The sequence below is a fragment of the Streptomyces sp. NPDC037100 genome (assembly GCF_055606225.1).
Map to the genome: position 1 here is coordinate 334,690 of NZ_JBVJSX010000002.1, position 15,205 is coordinate 349,894.

At 73.2% G+C, this 15,205-nt stretch carries 13 protein-coding genes; 4 read left to right on the plus strand and 9 right to left on the minus strand.

What is annotated here, in order from left to right; all coding sequences use genetic code 11:
• Positions 1-84 precede the first annotated feature (84 nt).
• Together ACZ7EG_RS06645 and ACZ7EG_RS06650 are read right to left on the minus strand one after the other, a co-directional pair.
• On the minus strand, positions 85-1,242 hold the full coding sequence (locus ACZ7EG_RS06645; protein ID WP_471073250.1) for a DUF4190 domain-containing protein: 1,158 nt from the start codon (positions 1,240-1,242) through the stop codon (positions 85-87).
• A gap of 195 nt (positions 1,243-1,437) precedes the next feature.
• Complete coding sequence (locus ACZ7EG_RS06650; protein WP_471073253.1) at positions 1,438-2,349, minus strand: LysR family transcriptional regulator; 912 nt, start codon at positions 2,347-2,349, stop codon at positions 1,438-1,440.
• Positions 2,350-2,437: 88 nt separating this feature from the next.
• Here ACZ7EG_RS06650 and ACZ7EG_RS06655 point away from each other — a divergent pair, with 88 nt between their 5' ends.
• A complete protein-coding gene (locus ACZ7EG_RS06655) occupies positions 2,438-3,268 on the plus strand; it encodes an oxidoreductase (RefSeq protein WP_471073256.1) in 831 nt (276 codons plus the stop codon).
• Positions 3,269-3,300: 32 nt separating this feature from the next.
• On the opposite strand, the gene tgmB is transcribed toward ACZ7EG_RS06655, so the two are convergent.
• The 5 genes from tgmB to ACZ7EG_RS06680 form a co-directional block, all read right to left on the minus strand.
• Complete coding sequence (gene tgmB, locus ACZ7EG_RS06660) at positions 3,301-4,233, minus strand: ATP-grasp ribosomal peptide maturase (protein ID WP_471073259.1); 933 nt, start codon at positions 4,231-4,233, stop codon at positions 3,301-3,303.
• 12 nt (positions 4,234-4,245) lie between these two features.
• Positions 4,246-4,437 carry a putative ATP-grasp-modified RiPP gene (gene tgmA, locus ACZ7EG_RS06665; RefSeq protein WP_471073262.1) on the minus strand — a complete coding sequence of 64 codons (192 nt, stop codon included), beginning with the start codon at positions 4,435-4,437 and terminating at the stop codon, positions 4,246-4,248.
• 539 nt (positions 4,438-4,976) lie between these two features.
• The gene (locus ACZ7EG_RS06670; RefSeq protein ID WP_471073265.1) at positions 4,977-5,741 is read right to left on the minus strand and encodes a hypothetical protein; all 765 of its coding nucleotides are present in this window, start codon (positions 5,739-5,741) and stop codon (positions 4,977-4,979) included.
• Entirely contained in the window at positions 5,726-6,463 is a 738-nt protein-coding gene (locus ACZ7EG_RS06675) for an RNA polymerase sigma factor (RefSeq protein WP_471073268.1), read from the minus strand. The genes ACZ7EG_RS06670 and ACZ7EG_RS06675 overlap by 16 nt, the downstream gene beginning before the upstream one ends.
• 131 nt (positions 6,464-6,594) lie before the next feature.
• Entirely contained in the window at positions 6,595-7,557 is a 963-nt protein-coding gene (locus ACZ7EG_RS06680; protein ID WP_471073271.1) for an LCP family protein, read from the minus strand.
• Between the two features lie 222 nt (positions 7,558-7,779).
• Between ACZ7EG_RS06680 and ACZ7EG_RS06685 the strand changes: the two genes are divergently transcribed.
• Positions 7,780-8,097, plus strand: coding sequence for a hypothetical protein (locus ACZ7EG_RS06685; RefSeq protein WP_471073274.1), 318 nt, complete (start codon positions 7,780-7,782; stop codon positions 8,095-8,097).
• Here the strand turns inward: ACZ7EG_RS06685 and ACZ7EG_RS06690 are convergent.
• Positions 8,086-10,185, minus strand: a complete 2,100-nt coding sequence (locus ACZ7EG_RS06690) for a bifunctional polysaccharide deacetylase/glycosyltransferase family 2 protein (RefSeq protein ID WP_471073277.1) — start codon at positions 10,183-10,185, stop codon at positions 8,086-8,088. The genes ACZ7EG_RS06685 and ACZ7EG_RS06690 overlap by 12 nt on opposite strands.
• Positions 10,186-10,821: 636 nt before the next feature.
• Positions 10,822-11,331 carry a MarR family winged helix-turn-helix transcriptional regulator gene (locus ACZ7EG_RS06695; protein WP_471073280.1) on the minus strand — a complete coding sequence of 170 codons (510 nt, stop codon included), beginning with the start codon at positions 11,329-11,331 and terminating at the stop codon, positions 10,822-10,824.
• Between the two features lie 89 nt (positions 11,332-11,420).
• Here ACZ7EG_RS06695 and ACZ7EG_RS06700 point away from each other — a divergent pair, with 89 nt between their 5' ends.
• On the plus strand, positions 11,421-13,502 hold the full coding sequence (locus ACZ7EG_RS06700) for an MMPL family transporter (protein ID WP_471073283.1): 2,082 nt from the start codon (positions 11,421-11,423) through the stop codon (positions 13,500-13,502).
• A 115-nt stretch (positions 13,503-13,617) separates the two neighbouring features.
• Positions 13,618-15,201, plus strand: a complete 1,584-nt coding sequence (locus ACZ7EG_RS06705; protein WP_471073286.1) for an SDR family oxidoreductase — start codon at positions 13,618-13,620, stop codon at positions 15,199-15,201.
• Positions 15,202-15,205: the final 4 nt, after the last annotated feature.

The following is a 15,205-nucleotide window of genomic DNA, read 5'->3' on the forward strand; positions in this document are numbered from 1 at the left end:
GCAAAGGCCAGAGAATCACTCGATGTGATGACATGAAGGGGTGGAGGGCTTTACGCAGGCACTTTCTCCCCGCTATAGCCGCCGTCACACCTGCGCTTCGGACTCTTTCCTCTCGTCCTCCCCCGGGGTCGGCGGGGTCGCCGCCAGGCCGAGGGCCTTGCGCGCCGTGACGGTCGCCGGCCCGTCCACGAAACCGTAAGCCTTGGCATAGTGCGCGTAGTAGGTGTCCGCCTCGCCCGCGGTGCTCGCCCTCCTCCACTCCGTCCGGGCGTCCTCCAGCTCCGCGACGAGGTCGGCGACGGGGGTGCGGGCGCCGGCCGGCCAGGGGTGCCCGCGCAGGGCCTCGATCTGCTCGCCGAGCACGTCGTGGACCCGGGCGGCCCAGGCCCGGTGGGCGGCGAGGTCCTCCTCGGGGGTCTTCTCGGGCTCCTCGTAGAGCGCCGCATCGAGGGCGTTGGCCGTGGACAGGAAGGCGACCTGATGGGTGTCGAGCGTGGTGGGGTCGCCGCGCAGGGAACCGGTCAGCCCGGCCTCGGCCTCGGTGTTGCCGAAGATGCAGGTGATCGCGCGGTCGCCGTAGCGCCAGCTCTCCCGTGACGGCATCAGGTAGTACACATCGACATCTGCCGGCATCGCCCAGGTGTCCATCGCGTACTGGTCCTGCAGGGCGTAGCACTTCTCGTCGGCGACGTCGGTGATCCGGGCGTCGCCCGGGAAGGCGCCGCCGGGCAGGGTGACGACCGCGAACACCTCGCCGTCGTGCCCGCCCCGGCACGGCACCCGGTCGACGTCGACGGTGTCTCCCTCCAGCCCGCCTGGCGCGTCGAAGCAGTCGCCCTTCTGCAGCGACAGACTCTCGTTGCCCTGCGCGCCGTCCTTGAACCCCTCCCAGGCCTTGGACGCGGCGCCCGTGGACAGCAACACCGCCCACAGCACGATCCCGGCGAACGACAGCACCGAACCCGCGATCGCCATGCCCCGCCCGCTCTGCCCGGACCGCCGGATCTGCCGCAGCGCGATCAGCCCCAGCACGAGCCCCGCGGCGGGCAGGAAGCAGAGCACACCGAGGACCAGCGCGGCCACGGCGAGCGCGTTGACGGAGACCGGAGTGCCGTAGGGGCGGCCGGCAGGGCCGAGTGGACCATAGGGGCCGTACCCCGGGGCTCCCTGGGCCCGGTTCGCCATGGGCGGGCCGAACGGGTCCTGGGGCTGCTGGTGCCCAGGGGGCGGGGGTATCGACACGGGTACGGTGCTCCTGGCTGAGGCGGTGAGAGAGCGGCCGTCCGGAACCGACGACGTACGGCTGGGCGCATCGTAAGCGGCGGGACAACGGGGGCGGAATGCGGGCGACGAACGAGGCAATACGGGCGGCGAAGGCCCCCTACGTCCTGGACACGTCGGGAAGGTGACGGCCGGTCGGTTCGGAGCGGGTGCGCCTCATCCCGTGCGGCGGCCCGTCACGCGGCGGCAGGCCTGCGCATACGCCCGCACCAGGGGCCGCTGCCCGTCCTCCCGTCTCCAGGCCAGGACGTAGCGGCTGGGGGTGACGCCGTGCACCGGGCGGGCCGTCACGCCGCCCAGGGTGAGCAGGGGGACGTTGCCCTCCGCCACGAGGCAGACGCCGAGACCGGCGGCCAGGGCCTCGTACGTCTCCTCCGTGCTCGCGATCTCGGCTCCGATGCGGGGCGGCCGGCCACCGCGCGCGTCGAGGGCGAGCCAGTAGTCGCGCAGCGGACCCGTGCTCTCGGGCAGGGCGAGGAACGGCTCGTCGAGCAGGTCGGCGAAGTCGATCGCGGCGCGCCCGGCGAGCGGGTGGGTGTCCGGGAGGGCGACCATGAGCGGTTCCTCGGCGACGACCGTCCAGTCGTAGCGGTCCTGGCCGGGCAGCGGCAGCCAGACGAAGGACAGGTCGGCGGTGCCGTCGGCGAGGCCGGCCGTCGGGTCCTCCCAGTTCACCTGCCGGAGCCGGACGGCGGCCTCCGGGTGGGCCGCCGTGAAGCGGGAGCGGATCGCGGGCAGCAGACCGCCGCGGACCGGGCTGGTGCTCATGCCGACGACCAGCGTGCTGCGCCGCGCCGACCGGACGGCGTCCACCGCGGTGGCACCCTCCTCCCATGCGCCCAGCACCCTGCGCGCGTGCGGCAGCAGCACCGTACCGGCGTCGGTGAGGGCCACGCCGTGCCGGTCGCGTCCGAACAACTCGACTCCCAACTGCCGCTCCAGCGCCCGGATCTGCTTGCTGAGCGCGGGCTGCGACACGTAGAGGCGCTCGGCGGCCCGGGTGAAGTGCAGTTCCTCGGCCACCGCAACGAAGTAGCGCAGGTCCCTCAGATGAACGTCCATGGTCATAACCATCGGCTATCACCGAATGTCTTGGACGGGCCGTCGCCGGGGGCGAGAGGGTGACGGAGACAACGACACGAGACGGGGAGCTGTCATGAACAAGGTGTGGCTGATCACGGGCGCGAGCAGTGGGTTCGGGCGGGCGATCGCCGAGGCGGCGCTCGCGGCGGGCGACGTGGTGGTGGCCGCGGCCAGGCGCCCCGAGGCGCTGGACGAGCTGGTCGCCGCCCACCCCGACCGGGTGGAGGCGCTGCGCCTGGACGTCGCCGACACCGGCGCCGCCGAGGCCGCCGTACGGGACGTCGTCTCGCGGCACGGGCGGATCGACGTCCTGGTCAACAACGCGGGCCGGACGCATGTCGGGGCGTTCGAGGAGACCACCGAGGAGGAGCTGCGGGCCCTGTTCGACGTGCACGTCTTCGGTCCGGCCGCGCTGACCCGGGCCGCGCTGCCGCACATGCGCGAGCGGCGCTCGGGCGCGATCGTGCAGATGAGCAGCATGGGCGGGCAGCTGTCCTTCGCGGGTTTCTCGGCCTACAGCGCGACGAAGTTCGCCCTGGAGGGCATGTCCGAGGGACTCGCGGACGAGGTCGCCGAGTTCGGCGTCAAGGTGCTGATCGTCGAGCCGGGCGCCTTCCGCACCGGCCTGTTCGAGACCGGGCGGGCCGGGACGAGTGCGGACAGCGGGGTGTACGGCAAGGTGAGCGAGACGCGTGGTGCCGTCGCCGGCGGTGACGGCACCCAGCCCGGCGATCCGGCCAAGGCCGCCGCCCTCATCCTGGCCGCCCTGGACGCCGAGCGCACGCCCCTGCGCCTGCCCCTGGGCGACGACGGTGTCAGCGCGGTGCTCGGCCATCTCGACCAGGTGCGGGACGAGGTCGTGGCGTGGGAGAAGCGCGCGCGGGACACCGGGTTCGACGACTGACGGGCCGTCGGCGCGCTCCCTGCACCGAGGGGTCAGCCCCGGCCTGGCCGGGCCAGCCAACGGGCGACCGCTTCCGAGATCGGATGCCCGGTCTCCAGCTCCACGAAGCCGAACTGGCCGTTCTGGTTGCACTCGAGGAACCACCAGAAGCCGTCCTCGTCCTCGGCGAAGTCGAAGGCGGCGTAGGCCAGTCCCGCCAGGTCGACGTAGTCGTGCACCGACTTGCGGATGCGGTCGGGCACCGGCACCGGCTCCCAGGTGTGCTCGGTGTCGCCGTAGCGGCCGTCCACCTGGTCCGGCTCGGCCTTCTTCCGTGCCGCGAACAGCCGGCTGCCGACGCAGGTCAGGCGGATGTCCGCGTGCTTGGGGACGTACCGCTGGAGCAGCGCGGGGCCGGCCGCAACGCCCGAGAAGTCCGCGTCGGATCCGATCAGGGTGGTGGGCAGGGCCATCGAGGGCTCGCCGGGCGGCGGCCCCGAGGCGGACTTCACCACCACCTGCCCGTACTCATCGGCGAACTGCCGTGCCAGGCGCGGGACGGTGGTGACGACCGTCGGCGGTACGGCGAAGCCGCTGAGGTGGGCGGTTCTCAGCTGCCACGGTTTCAACCGGGCCCGCTCGGCTTCGCGCGGGTGGTTCATCCATCGGGCGGAAGCCGAGTAGAGCATGCCGAACAGGGCCTGGCGGGTCTCGGCGGTCAGCCATGCGGAGGGCTCGTCCGCGTGTGCGGCGGGCTCGCCGGGCCTGCGCACCCACACGGATCGCAGGCCTCCCATGCTGACCACGTGCCCGTTCGCCGACAGGAGCCCCTCGAAGTCACCGTGCGCGTAGTGGGCGGACAGCAGGGTGTTGACGGGCAGGTCTGCGGGGTCGAGGCGCATGACCGGCACCGCCTCGTCGTGCAGTCTGGTCACGACCATGTCGGCGGTGACGTCGTCCTTGGACGTGAGGATCAGTACGGTCATGCGGTCACGGGGTCAGTCGTCGAAGTGCGTCTTGGAACCGGCGGTGGACGCCGTGGTCCCGACCGCCAGGAGGAGGTCCGGGTCGCTGACCGCCGGGCGGCCGTCGGGAAGCACGTTCAGCTGGAGCGAGTCGTCGAAGCGGTAGGGCGGTAGCGCCGTCGGTAGTGACGTGGGCCGCGCGTAGTTGAGGGTGAACGGTCGCACTCGAAGCCTCCAGGGTCGCGCACTGCCTGCGTGCGGTGCCGTGCGCGTACCCCGCACGAGGAGTCGCTCGTCACACATCGCCCACATCACCGGCATCACTGCGTCCAATTCCTTCACTACTTACACACCGGAAGTGACGCCGGAATCGTCACAGGGGCACGACCGAGGGCGCGGCCGGGCTGTGTGTCGGCGCGGCCGGGCGAGGGGCATTCGGGTCCTTGGTCCGGTCGGGCCCCGGGGGCAGGGCATGTGGTTGCGAGGCCCGGTCGGGCGCCCGGGGGCATGCGGCTGGGAGGCCCGGTCGGGCGAGGGGCATTCGGGTCTCGGTCCGGCCGGGCCCCGGGGGCAGGGCATGTGGTTGCGAGGCCCGGTCGGGCGCCCGGGGGCACGCGGCTGTGAAGCCCGGTCGGGCGCCCGGGGGCGTGCGGCTGTGCTGGCCCTGCCCGTGTGGCTGCGGCCGGGCGCCCGGGGGCGTGCGGCTGTGCTGGCCCTGCCCGTGTGGCTGCGGCCGGGCGCCCGGGCGAGGTCTCATGGCGGGGTCACTCACCCCTGCGGCCGCCCGGGCGGCCGCCCTCGGGGTTTCCCTTCCCCGTCGCGCTCCTGCTGCCGGCCGGGTCCGTTCCCGCGCCGGGGTTCGCGGCGACGTCTCCGGGCCTGCCCGAGGGGCCGGACCGTCCGGGCGCGGGCGTGGACCGGGCCGGCAGCCCGGCGCAGTACGCGTCGACCTCGTCCTCGCCGCCCGCCGCCGCGACGAGCCGCTGCCAGGCGGTCGCGTCGAGCGCCGTTCCCCGGCCGGCGACCCGCTCGTAGGCGCGGCACTGGGCGTCGGTGTCCTGGGCGGAGGGCGGGCCGTCGTCCCGCCCCGGGCCGTCCGAGGGGGCCGGTGAGACGTGACCGCCCGACCGGGCGGGGGCGGGAGGCGAGGAGCGTGTCGTCCCACCGGTGCCGTTCGCGGTCGAGCCGACGGAACCGATGGCCGCGACCGCGACTCCCCCCAGAGCGATGCTGGTGAACACGGCGGCGATCGTGGCTTTCACCTGACGGCCCGTACGCCCCGGCGCGGGCAGCCGCCAGTCGTCCCGGTGCCGGGTACGCGCTGCGTGCGCTCCCGTGTCGCGTGCGGTCCGGAAGGCGGCCACGGCCCGGCGCTCGGCCTCGGGCCCGGGGTCGTCCTCGAGCAGGGCGGCAGCCAGGGCCGCTCGCAGCGCGGTGTCGTCACGCGGGTCCCCCGGCCCGGGCGCGGCAACACCGGGATGCGCACGCCGACGGCCCGTCGCCCGGTCGCGGCTCAGCCGATCACCCATGCCCGTTGTCCATTCCTGCCCGAGCTGTTCGACGGGTCCGCGATGCCGGCCCGTGACACCGGTCTGTCCGGCCGTTGGCGTCGTGGCGACCGGTGTCCGCCTTCCAGCGTCCGGGGCGCGTCGTCCGTCATACGCTCGCCGCCCTCCGGGCCGAGACCCAGCTGGCGGGCGAGGCGCTTCAGACCCCGGTGCGTCGCGGTGCGCACCGCGCCGGGGCGCTTGCCGAGGACGCGCGCTGCGGCGGGGCCGTCCAGGCCGACGACGACGCGCAGGAGCACGGCCTCGGCCTGGTCGCGCGGCAGCCCGCGGACCAGTTCCAGGGCCCGCTCGGTGGAGATAGTCTCCAGTGCCTGCTCCGGGGTGCTGTGCGGGCCGGGCAGGTCGAGGAGGTCCTGTTCGATCACGCCCGGCCGGGGGCGGGAGCGCTGGCGGCGCACATGGTCCAGTGCCCGGTGCCGGGCGATGGTGGCCGTCCAGCCGCGGAAGCCGCCCCCGTCTCCCTTGAACCGTCCGAGGTCCCGGGCGATCTGCAGCCAGGCGTCGGACGCCACGTCCTCCGCGTCGTCGCCCACGAGTCCGCGCAGATAGCCGAGCAGGCCCGGCTGCACGAGCCGGTAGGCGACCGCGAAGGCCGCCTCGTCGCCCTGCTGGGCCCGCGCCACGGCCTCGCCCAGCTCGTCGTCGTGGGCCCGCGGGTAGCGCGAATGCCGTTCCTGACCCAAGACCGTCCTCGTTCGCACCGGGGTTCATGGCGAGTCCGTGCCGACCGACGCACCCCGTTCGCTGCGGCACCCTCATGGAGTCAAGCGCGCGTGCGCACAGAAGTGTCACAGCGCACCAGGCGTCCCTCACATCACACGCCCCCAGGCACCGGCCGGTCGTCGCGCAGTCCGGCGAAGAGCCGCCGCGCCTCCACCTCGTCCCACCGCAGGGCACTCCTGCCGGCCGGGCCGGGACCGGCCCCGGACACGGGGACGTTCAACTGCCCGCCGCCGCCTCCCGACCCGCTCTTCATCGCCCTGAACAGCGAGAGAAGGCCGAACAGTTGCATGTCCTTGTCCACAACCAGCGTGTCCAGTCCCGCATTCAGGGCGGGGTACCCGCGAAACGGATCGAGTGCGACGCCCGGCGCCGCGGCCTTGCGGGCCAGAGCCGAGAGGAACGCGCGCTGGTTCCGGGAACGCCCCAGGTCGCCGTCCGCCTCCTGATGCCTCTGGCGCACGAACGCCAGCGCCTGGGCACCGGTCAGATTCTGACAGCCCTTCTTCATCCTCAGGCCCGACTTCGGGTCGTCGACGGCCCGGGGAACGCACATCTCCACGCCGCCGACCGCGTCCACGACACCGACGAAGCCCGCGAAGCCGATCTCCGCGTAGTGGTCGATGCGCAGGCCGGTGTTGTGCTCGACGGTCCGCACGAGCATGCGCGGCCCGCCGAGGGCGTAGGCCGCGTTCAGCTTGTTCTTCGCCGCCCGGTGGAACTTGCCCGTGTCCGGGTCGACGTACGAGGGGATGGTCACCCAGGAGTCGCGCGGCAGGCTCACCATGGTGGTGCCGTGGGCACCGGTGTGCAGGAGCATCATCGAGTCGGTGCGGCTGCCCCCGGCCGTGCCGGTGTGCAGTTCCTTCCTGGCCTTCTCCGACAGTCCGTCCCGGCCGTCGGAGCCCACGACGAGGTAGTTCGTTCCCTTCCCCCGCGGCGGGCGGTCCACGATCCCGCCCAGGTCTACGGACCTGTCGAGGCGGAACTCGGCCCAGGCGCCGGTGCCCGCGCCGGTGAGGGCCAGTACGCACAGCAGCGCCGCCAGCAGGCGCACGGTCCGGCGGAACCGGCCGGGGCGCACCCGTGGGGCTCTGGTGCCGGTACTGCGGCCGCCCCGCCCGGCACCCCCGCCCGGGCCGGGCTCGGGCTCGGACTCGGGCTCGGGCTCGGGCTCGGGCTCATCGACGGGACTGTCGTACGGAGCCGCAACCGGAGCCGCCGGAGCCTGAGCCTGAGCCTGAGCCTGAGCCTGAGCCTGAGCCGGATGAGGATACGCATGCGGATCCCGATACGGTCCGAGGCCGGCGCCGCCGTGGCCCTCGTACGGGTACGGGCCGGGGTCGGCGCCGCCGTGACGGGAGTACGGGTACGGGCCGGGGTCGGCGCCGCCGTGACGGGAGTACGGGTACGGGCCTACGACATAACCCTCGTACGGCCGGACGGGCGCCTGCGGCTGAGCGGTACCGCTCTGCCACACCTGACCGGTGATCACCTGGTGCCCTTGTGCCGGCACCTGCTCGTCCGGCCGGCCGGCCCCGGGATTCACGCCTGGACCCTCACTCATGGGCTGAACCATCCTTCGTCACCTCGATGAGAGCTGTCGTTCGGCGGCCGGTGTCCTGAGCTGCTGGGTCGCGGCCGTGCCGGAGCGCTGCATGCGCTGCCACTTCAGCCGTGTGCCGAGCAACAGGGCGACCACGGACTGGATGACGACCAGGTACATCAGCTGCCGGTAGACGAAGAGCTGGAACGGCATCGACCACAGCGCCCGCAGCCGCTCACCGTCGAGTCTCAACGCGTAGGCCGCACAGACCAGTTGGGCGCCGAGGAAGGCGAGCCACACGCCCGCCGCCTGCAGGGGGTCGGCGAAGAGCGCCCCGTACACCGCGAACAGGTCGACGACCGGCGCCAGCAGGGGCAGGATCACCTGAAAGACGGTCAGATAGCTCAGCCCGCGGCGGGCGAAGCGTCCGGCCGCGCCCACTTCCACGACGGCTCGGCGGTGCTTCCACATCGCCTGCAGGGTGCCGTAACACCAGCGGTAGCGCTGGCGCCACAACTGCCGGAGTGTGGTGGGCACTTCGGTCCAGGCGACGGCCGACTCCTCGTAGACCACCCGCCAGCCGGCCCGCCACAGGGCCATCGTGAGGTCGGTGTCCTCGGCGAGGGTGTCCTCGCTGACGCCGCCGACGCCCATGAGCGCGTCGCGACGGAAGGCGCCGATGGCACCGGGAACGGTGGGCATGCACTCCAGCACCTCGAACATCCGCCGGTCGAGGTTGAAGCCGAAGACGTACTCCAGGTGCTGCCACCGGCCGAGCAGCCCGCGGCGGTTGCCGACCTTGGTGTTGCCGCTGACGGCGCCGACGGCCGGGTGCGCGAGCGGCTGGACGAGCCGGTACAGGGCGTCGGGTTCGAAGACCGTGTCGGCGTCGACCATCACGACGATGTCGTGGGAGGCGGCGGCCAGACCGGTGTTGAGTGCCGCCGCCTTGCCCGAGTTGGGCTGCCGGATCACCCGAATCCGGGGGTCGTCGATCCAGGTGGCGATATCCGCCGTCCGGTCCGTCGAGCCGTCGTCGATCACGATGATCTCGAGCCGGCGATGCGTGGAGGCCAGCAGGGAACGGACGGTGGACTCGATGCCGGCCTCCTCGTTGTAGGCGGGCACGAGAACCGTCGCGGGTGCGTTGACCTCCCGCAGCCAGGGCGCGCCGGGGCGGGGGCGGGTGAGGCGCCGGACATGGGCGCGGGCGAAGAAGACCAGCGACAGCAGCCGCAACAGGCCCAGCGCACCGGCCGCGCCCAGCACCCAGGTCATGACGTGCGTGAAGGCGTTTCCGGCCTTCACCGTCCAGTTCAGGGTTTTGCCCTCCCACCGTTCGGCGGTGGACACCCGGGTGTCGGCGGGTGGCAGCCCGACCGCGTCCGTGACGGTGGTGAACCGGTCGGCGTGCGGGTCGTCGAGGAGCCTTTTCGTCTCGTAGTAGGCCAGTTCCGTCTGGCTGAACTGGCGGACCAGGCCACGCGCCGGATCACGACCGGGACGGTCGGCGGCGACCAGGACGTAGCCGTCCGCCGCGGCCTTTTGGGCCGCCTGCCACTCGGCGCCGCACAGGGTGTCCACCCGGGTGGTCATCGGCATCCGCAGCAGGTCGGTGCGGATGCCCGCCGTCCCCGCGAGGGTCTTCTGGGTCAGTGCCAGTTCCATGCCGAAGCGGACGTGCGACGAGGAGCCGAGGTCGGCACCCGTGTAGGTGTTCGAGCCGATCTCGTGGCCCTCCGCGAGGATGCGCTCGACCAGGTCGGGATGGCGCGCCGCCTGGGCGCCGAACACGAAGAAGGTGGCGTGCGCGTGGTGCTCGCGCAGCAGGTCCAGCAGCCGGGGCGTCCACTCGGGATCGGGTCCGCCGTCGTAGGTGAGGGCAACGGTGTGTGCGGAGGGCGCGACCGACGAGACCTCGTCCCCGTCGATGCCGCGCAGGACGGGGCCGCTGCGGTCCACGGACGGGGGGACGGGCCGGGTGCACGGGCGGCGCATCTTGGCCGCGTCCACCTCGTGGACGGTCCAGCCCTCGAAGAGGAGGGCGCCGAAGACGACGGTCAGGGTCAGGGCGAGCAGCCGCCAGTGTCCACGGGGGGCACGGGAACGGGCGTGCCGACGCTGTGCGGAGCGGCTCACGCAGCCGTCCCCGGTATGGCATTGATCACAGCCGCGTCGGCGGCGGTTCCGCGGCGGCCGGTGACGAACCCGACCGTCGCCCACCCGGTGAGGGCCGCCGAGCGACCGTCGCCCGCAGGGAGGGCCACAGGGCCGGCGGAGCGGGCCGGCACCCCGGTGCGACGGCCGGAGCGGCCCCGCCGGATGGCCGCCGACCGGTTCCGTGCCCGTCTCTCCTCAGGAGGACACCCGGGCCCGCACACCCCGGCACGGGGCACCGGCCCGACCGCACGGGCGACAGATCCGGCCACACGCCACACCGCCTTCACATGCCGGTCGACGGCGTCGAGGCCCGATGGACGATGAAGCGTTTTCGGCTGGTTTGTCTTCTGGTCGCGCTCCTGCATGGGCGGCGAGTGTAGTCACAGCCGAGACCCCGGGCGGGCCGGAAACAGGCAGAACAGCGCCCCACGGCGGGAGTGTGACGATCGGCACCGCCGGTGCGCTGGACTGGTGGGGTGCGCGGAAGTGTGTCTTCACATTCAGCCCTGCCCGGACCGGGCCGCCGCGGTGCCGCACCGTGCCCAACCGGTCGTTTTCAGCCACTCGTCAGGGTCACCCTCGGCCGTTACGAGCCGCGCCCCCCGAGCCCCCCGCTCAGCCGGATCCCTTGCGCAGCAGGACGAGTTCCGCGTTCATCTCGGCGAGGAACCGGACGACCACCTCCAGCTCCTCGGAGCTGAAACGGCCCCGGGCCGCGTCGGTGCTGCGGGCCAGGGGGCGGAAGTAGTCCCGGGCCAGACCCCGGGCGGCGTCGGCGTAGTGCAGGTGCACCACGCGGCGGTCGCCGGCGTCGCGGACCCGGCGGATGTGCCCGGCCCGCTCCAGCCGGTCGAGGCAGGCGGTCACCGCGCCGGACGTGAGGTTGAGCTGCCCCCGCAGGCGGCCCGGCGTCATGGGACCGCCCTCCGCGTCAGGGTCGGAGTCGGCGTCCAGGATCGCGATCAGGGCCTGCATGTCGGTGAGGTGCAGGCCCTGCTCGTGGGCGAACTCCTGGGCGATGCGGTTGAACTCGCTGTTCATCCGGCGCAACAGAACGGCGAAGGTCTGCAACCCGGTGGGGTCGTCCGCCGGAAGAGATGCCGTGGGTGCACCGGAGCCGCTCATCCCCCCAGCCTAGTATCTCTCAATCATTGAGATACTTTATGAGTGAGTTATTTATTCTCGCGACTCACTTCCTACGGCATGGGATGCGCATGAGTACCGCACAGCGTCGGGCCCGGCGGCTCGTACCGCTCGTTCTGCTGCTCGTCTGGCTCGGGGTGGGCGGAACGCTCGGCCCCTACGCGGGCAAGCTCGGCGAGGTGGCCACCAACGACCAGGCCGCCTTCCTTCCGCGGAGCGCCGAGTCCACCCGGGCCCTCGAAGCCCGCGCCGCCTTCGACCGGTCCGGGACCGTGCCGGCCATCGTGGTCTGGACGGCGGACGGGGAACGGTTCACGAAGGAACAGCAGGCCGAGGCCGGCCGGGCCGTCGCCGCACTCGCCGGGAGGCCCGGCGTCGTCGGCCGCCCCTCCCCCGCCCTGCTCTCCGACGACCGCGAGGCGATACAGGCCGTCGTCCAGCTGAAGCCCGACCTCGGCGACGAACTGCCCACCGCCCTCGACACGGTGCGCGAGGCGGCCCGGGGCGTGCCCGGCACCACGGCGCGGATCGCGGGGCCCGCCGCCAGTCAGGCCGACCTGTCGGACGCGTTCGCGGGCATCGACGGACTGCTGCTGGGCGTGGCCCTGGGCGCCGTGCTGCTGATCCTGCTGCTGGTGTACCGGAGCGTCCTGCTTCCTTTCCTGATCATCCTGGGGTCGGTCTTCGCGCTGGGCCTCGCCTGTGCCGTGGTCTACGCGCTGGCTGACCGGGACGTGGTCCGGGTCGACGGCCAGGTGCAGGGCATCCTGTCGATCCTGGTGATCGGCGCCGCCACCGACTACGCCCTGCTGCTGGCCGCGCGGTTCCGGGAGGAACTCGCTCTGCACGGGGACCGTTTCGCCGCCGCGGTGGCCGCCGTGCGCCGTTCCTCCGGGGCGATCACCGCCAGCGCCGCCACCGTGGCACTCGGTCTGCTGGCCCTGCTCGCGAGCGACCTCACCAACAACCGCGCCCTCGGGCCGGTCGGCGCCATCGGCATCGGTTGCGCCGTGCTCGCCACGCTCACCTTCCTGCCGGCCGCACTGGCCCTGCTGGGCCGCACCGCCTACTGGCCGTCCCGGCCCAAGGCGCCGGAGGAGTCCGCGCAGGGCAGCGGCGTGTGGCGCCGGGTCGCCCGGGCGGTGGACGGCCGGCCGCGGCGGACATGGGCGGTGACGGCACTCGTCCTGGCCGTCTTCGCCGCCTTCTCGCCCTCCCTGTCCTCCAAGGGCGTGCCGCTCGACGAGATCTTCGTGAACGACGCGCCCTCGGTGTCCGCGCAGGCGACCCTCGGCGCGCACTTCCCCGGCGGGTCCGGCAACCCCGCCGTCATCATCGCCGACGCCGGCCGGAGCGCCGAGGTGACCGCCGCCGCGCGGAGCACCGAGGGCGTGGCCTTCGCCGGTGCCGTCTCCGCCTCCGGACGGCCCGGGGCGGGCAAGCCGCTCGTCGTCGACGGGCGGGTGCGCATCGACGCCACATTGAAGGCGGCCGCGGACAGCGACGCGGCCAAGGAGACCGTCGAGCGGCTGCGCACGCGGGTGCACGCGGTCCCCGGGGCCGACGCGCTGGTCGGCGGGTACACCGCCCAGCAGTACGACACCCAGCGGACCGCCGCCCGGGACCGGACGGTCATCGTGCCGATCGTGCTCGCCGTCATCCTGCTGATCCTTATGCTGCTGCTGCGTTCCCTGCTCGTGCCGGTGCTGCTGGTGGCGACCGTGGGGCTCAACTTCCTGGCGACCCTCGGGGTGTCGGCGCTGGTCTTCCAGCACCTGCTCGGGTTCGGCGGCACGGACGCCTCGGTGCCGCTGTACGGCTTCGTGTTCCTGGTGGCGCTCGGCGTCGACTACAACATCTTCCTCATGTCCCGGGTCCGGGAGGAGGCCCTCGCGCACGGCAACCGGAAAGGCGTGCTGCGCGGGCTGACCACCACCGGCGGCGTGATCACCTCGGCGGGCGTCGTGCTCGCCGCGACGTTCGCGGCGCTGATGGTGATCCCGCTGGCGTTCCTGGTGCAGATCGCGTTCATCGTCGCCTTCGGGGTGCTGCTCGACACGCTCGTGGTGCGCTCGCTGCTGGTGCCCGCGCTGGTGATCGACATCGGGCCGCGGGCGTGGTGGCCGGGCGTTCTCGCCCGCCGGGAGGGCTGAACCGCCCGCGGCGCCCGGAGTGCATCCGCCGAGGCCGCCGAGCCGGAAGTGTTCCCGTCAGGGCCGGTCGCGACCGGTGGCACGGCAGCGGTACGGGACGCCGGGAGGCACTGGTATGGGCACGGACGGGCGGCGGCTGCACTGTCTTGTCACCGGGGCGTCCGGGTACATCGGCGGGCGCCTGGTACCGGAACTGCTGCAGGAGGGCCACCGCGTCCGTTGTCTCGCCCGTTCCCCCGGCAAACTCCGCGACCACCCTTGGGCGGCGCACGCCGAGACGGTCCGGGGGGACGTCACGGACCCGGAGTCGGTCGCCGCCGCGATGCACGGTGTCGATGTCGCCTACTACCTGGTGCACGCCCTCGGCTCCGGCTCCGGCTTCGAGGACACCGACCGCACCGCCGCCCGGATCTTCGCCGAGCAGGCCCGAGCCGCGGGCGTACGGCGGATCGTCTACCTCGGCGGGCTCACGCCACGCGGCGTCCCCGAGCGGTCGCTCTCCCCGCATCTGCGGTCCCGGGCCGAGGTGGGGCAGATCTTCCTCGACTCCCCCGTACCCGCGACGGTGCTGCGGGCCGCCGTCGTCATCGGCTCGGGCTCGGCGTCGTTCGAGATGCTGCGCTACCTCACCGAACGCCTGCCGGTCATGGTCACCCCCAGCTGGGTGCACACCCGCACCCAGCCCATCGGGGTACGGGACGTGCTGCGCTACCTCGTCGGGTCGGCCACCATGCCGGACGACGTCGACCGGGCCTTCGACATCGGCGGGCCGGACGTCCTCACCTACCAGGACATGATGCGGCGCTACGCCGCCGTCGCCGGACTGCGTCGCCGGATCATCGTGCCGGTCCCGGTCCTCACCCCACGCCTGTCCAGCCACTGGATCGGCCTGGTCACCCCGGTGCCCGCCGCCCTGGCCCGGCCGCTGACCGAGTCACTGCGGCACGAGGTCGTCTGCCGCGAACACGACATCGCCCGGTACGTGCCGGACATCCCGGGCCGGCCGCTGCCGTTCGACGAGGCGCTGGCCCTGGCGCTGCGCAAGGTGCGCGAGGCGCAGGTCGCCACGCGCTGGTCCTCGGCCTCGGTGCCCGGAGCACCCAGCGACCCGCTGCCCACGGACCCGGACTGGGCGGGCGGCAGCCTCTACCAGGACGAGAGGCAGCGGCCGGTCGACGCGTCCCGGGCCGCGCTGTGGAAGGTCATCGAGGGCATCGGCGGCGACAACGGCTGGTACTCCTCCCCACTGGCCTGGGCCGTCCGGGGCCGGCTGGACCGCTTCGCGGGCGGGGTCGGCCTGCGCCGCGGACGACGGGACACCGACCGCCTGAGGGTCGGTGACTCGCTCGACTTCTGGCGGGTCGAGGAACTCGAACCCGGTCATCTGCTGCGGCTGCGCGCCGAGATGCGGCTGCCCGGACTCGCCTGGCTGGAGATGTACGCCGAGACCGACGACGACGGCCGCACCCGCTACCGGCAGCGCGCCCTGTTCCATCCGCGCGGCCTGCTGGGCCACGCCTACTGGTGGAGCGTCGCCCCGTTCCACGCCGCCGTGTTCGGCGGCATGGCCCGCAACATCGCCCGGGCCGCGTCCGAGGGCACCGGCGGACGCCGCAGGGCCTCGCGCATCCGGCGGACCCGCGCACCGCGAAGTGCCCGGCAGCAGCGAACGCCATCCGCACCACCGCACCAGGAGTGACACC

Excerpts from the sequence above, each read along its gene's own strand:
- ACZ7EG_RS06650 (WP_471073253.1), bottom strand. The coding sequence starts at position 2,349 with ATGACCATGGACGTTCATCTGAGGGACCTGCGCTACTTCGTTGCGGTG.
- ACZ7EG_RS06655 (WP_471073256.1), top strand. The coding sequence starts at position 2,438 with ATGAACAAGGTGTGGCTGATCACGGGCGCGAGCAGTGGGTTCGGGCGG.
- ACZ7EG_RS06695 (WP_471073280.1), bottom strand. The coding sequence starts at position 11,331 with ATGAGCGGCTCCGGTGCACCCACGGCATCTCTTCCGGCGGACGACCCC.
- ACZ7EG_RS06685 (WP_471073274.1), top strand. The coding sequence starts at position 7,780 with ATGCGGATCCCGATACGGTCCGAGGCCGGCGCCGCCGTGGCCCTCGTA.
- ACZ7EG_RS06705 (WP_471073286.1), top strand. The coding sequence starts at position 13,618 with ATGGGCACGGACGGGCGGCGGCTGCACTGTCTTGTCACCGGGGCGTCC.
- tgmB (WP_471073259.1), bottom strand. The coding sequence starts at position 4,233 with ATGACCGTACTGATCCTCACGTCCAAGGACGACGTCACCGCCGACATG.
- ACZ7EG_RS06700 (WP_471073283.1), top strand. The coding sequence starts at position 11,421 with ATGAGTACCGCACAGCGTCGGGCCCGGCGGCTCGTACCGCTCGTTCTG.
- ACZ7EG_RS06670 (WP_471073265.1), bottom strand. The coding sequence starts at position 5,741 with ATGGGTGATCGGCTGAGCCGCGACCGGGCGACGGGCCGTCGGCGTGCG.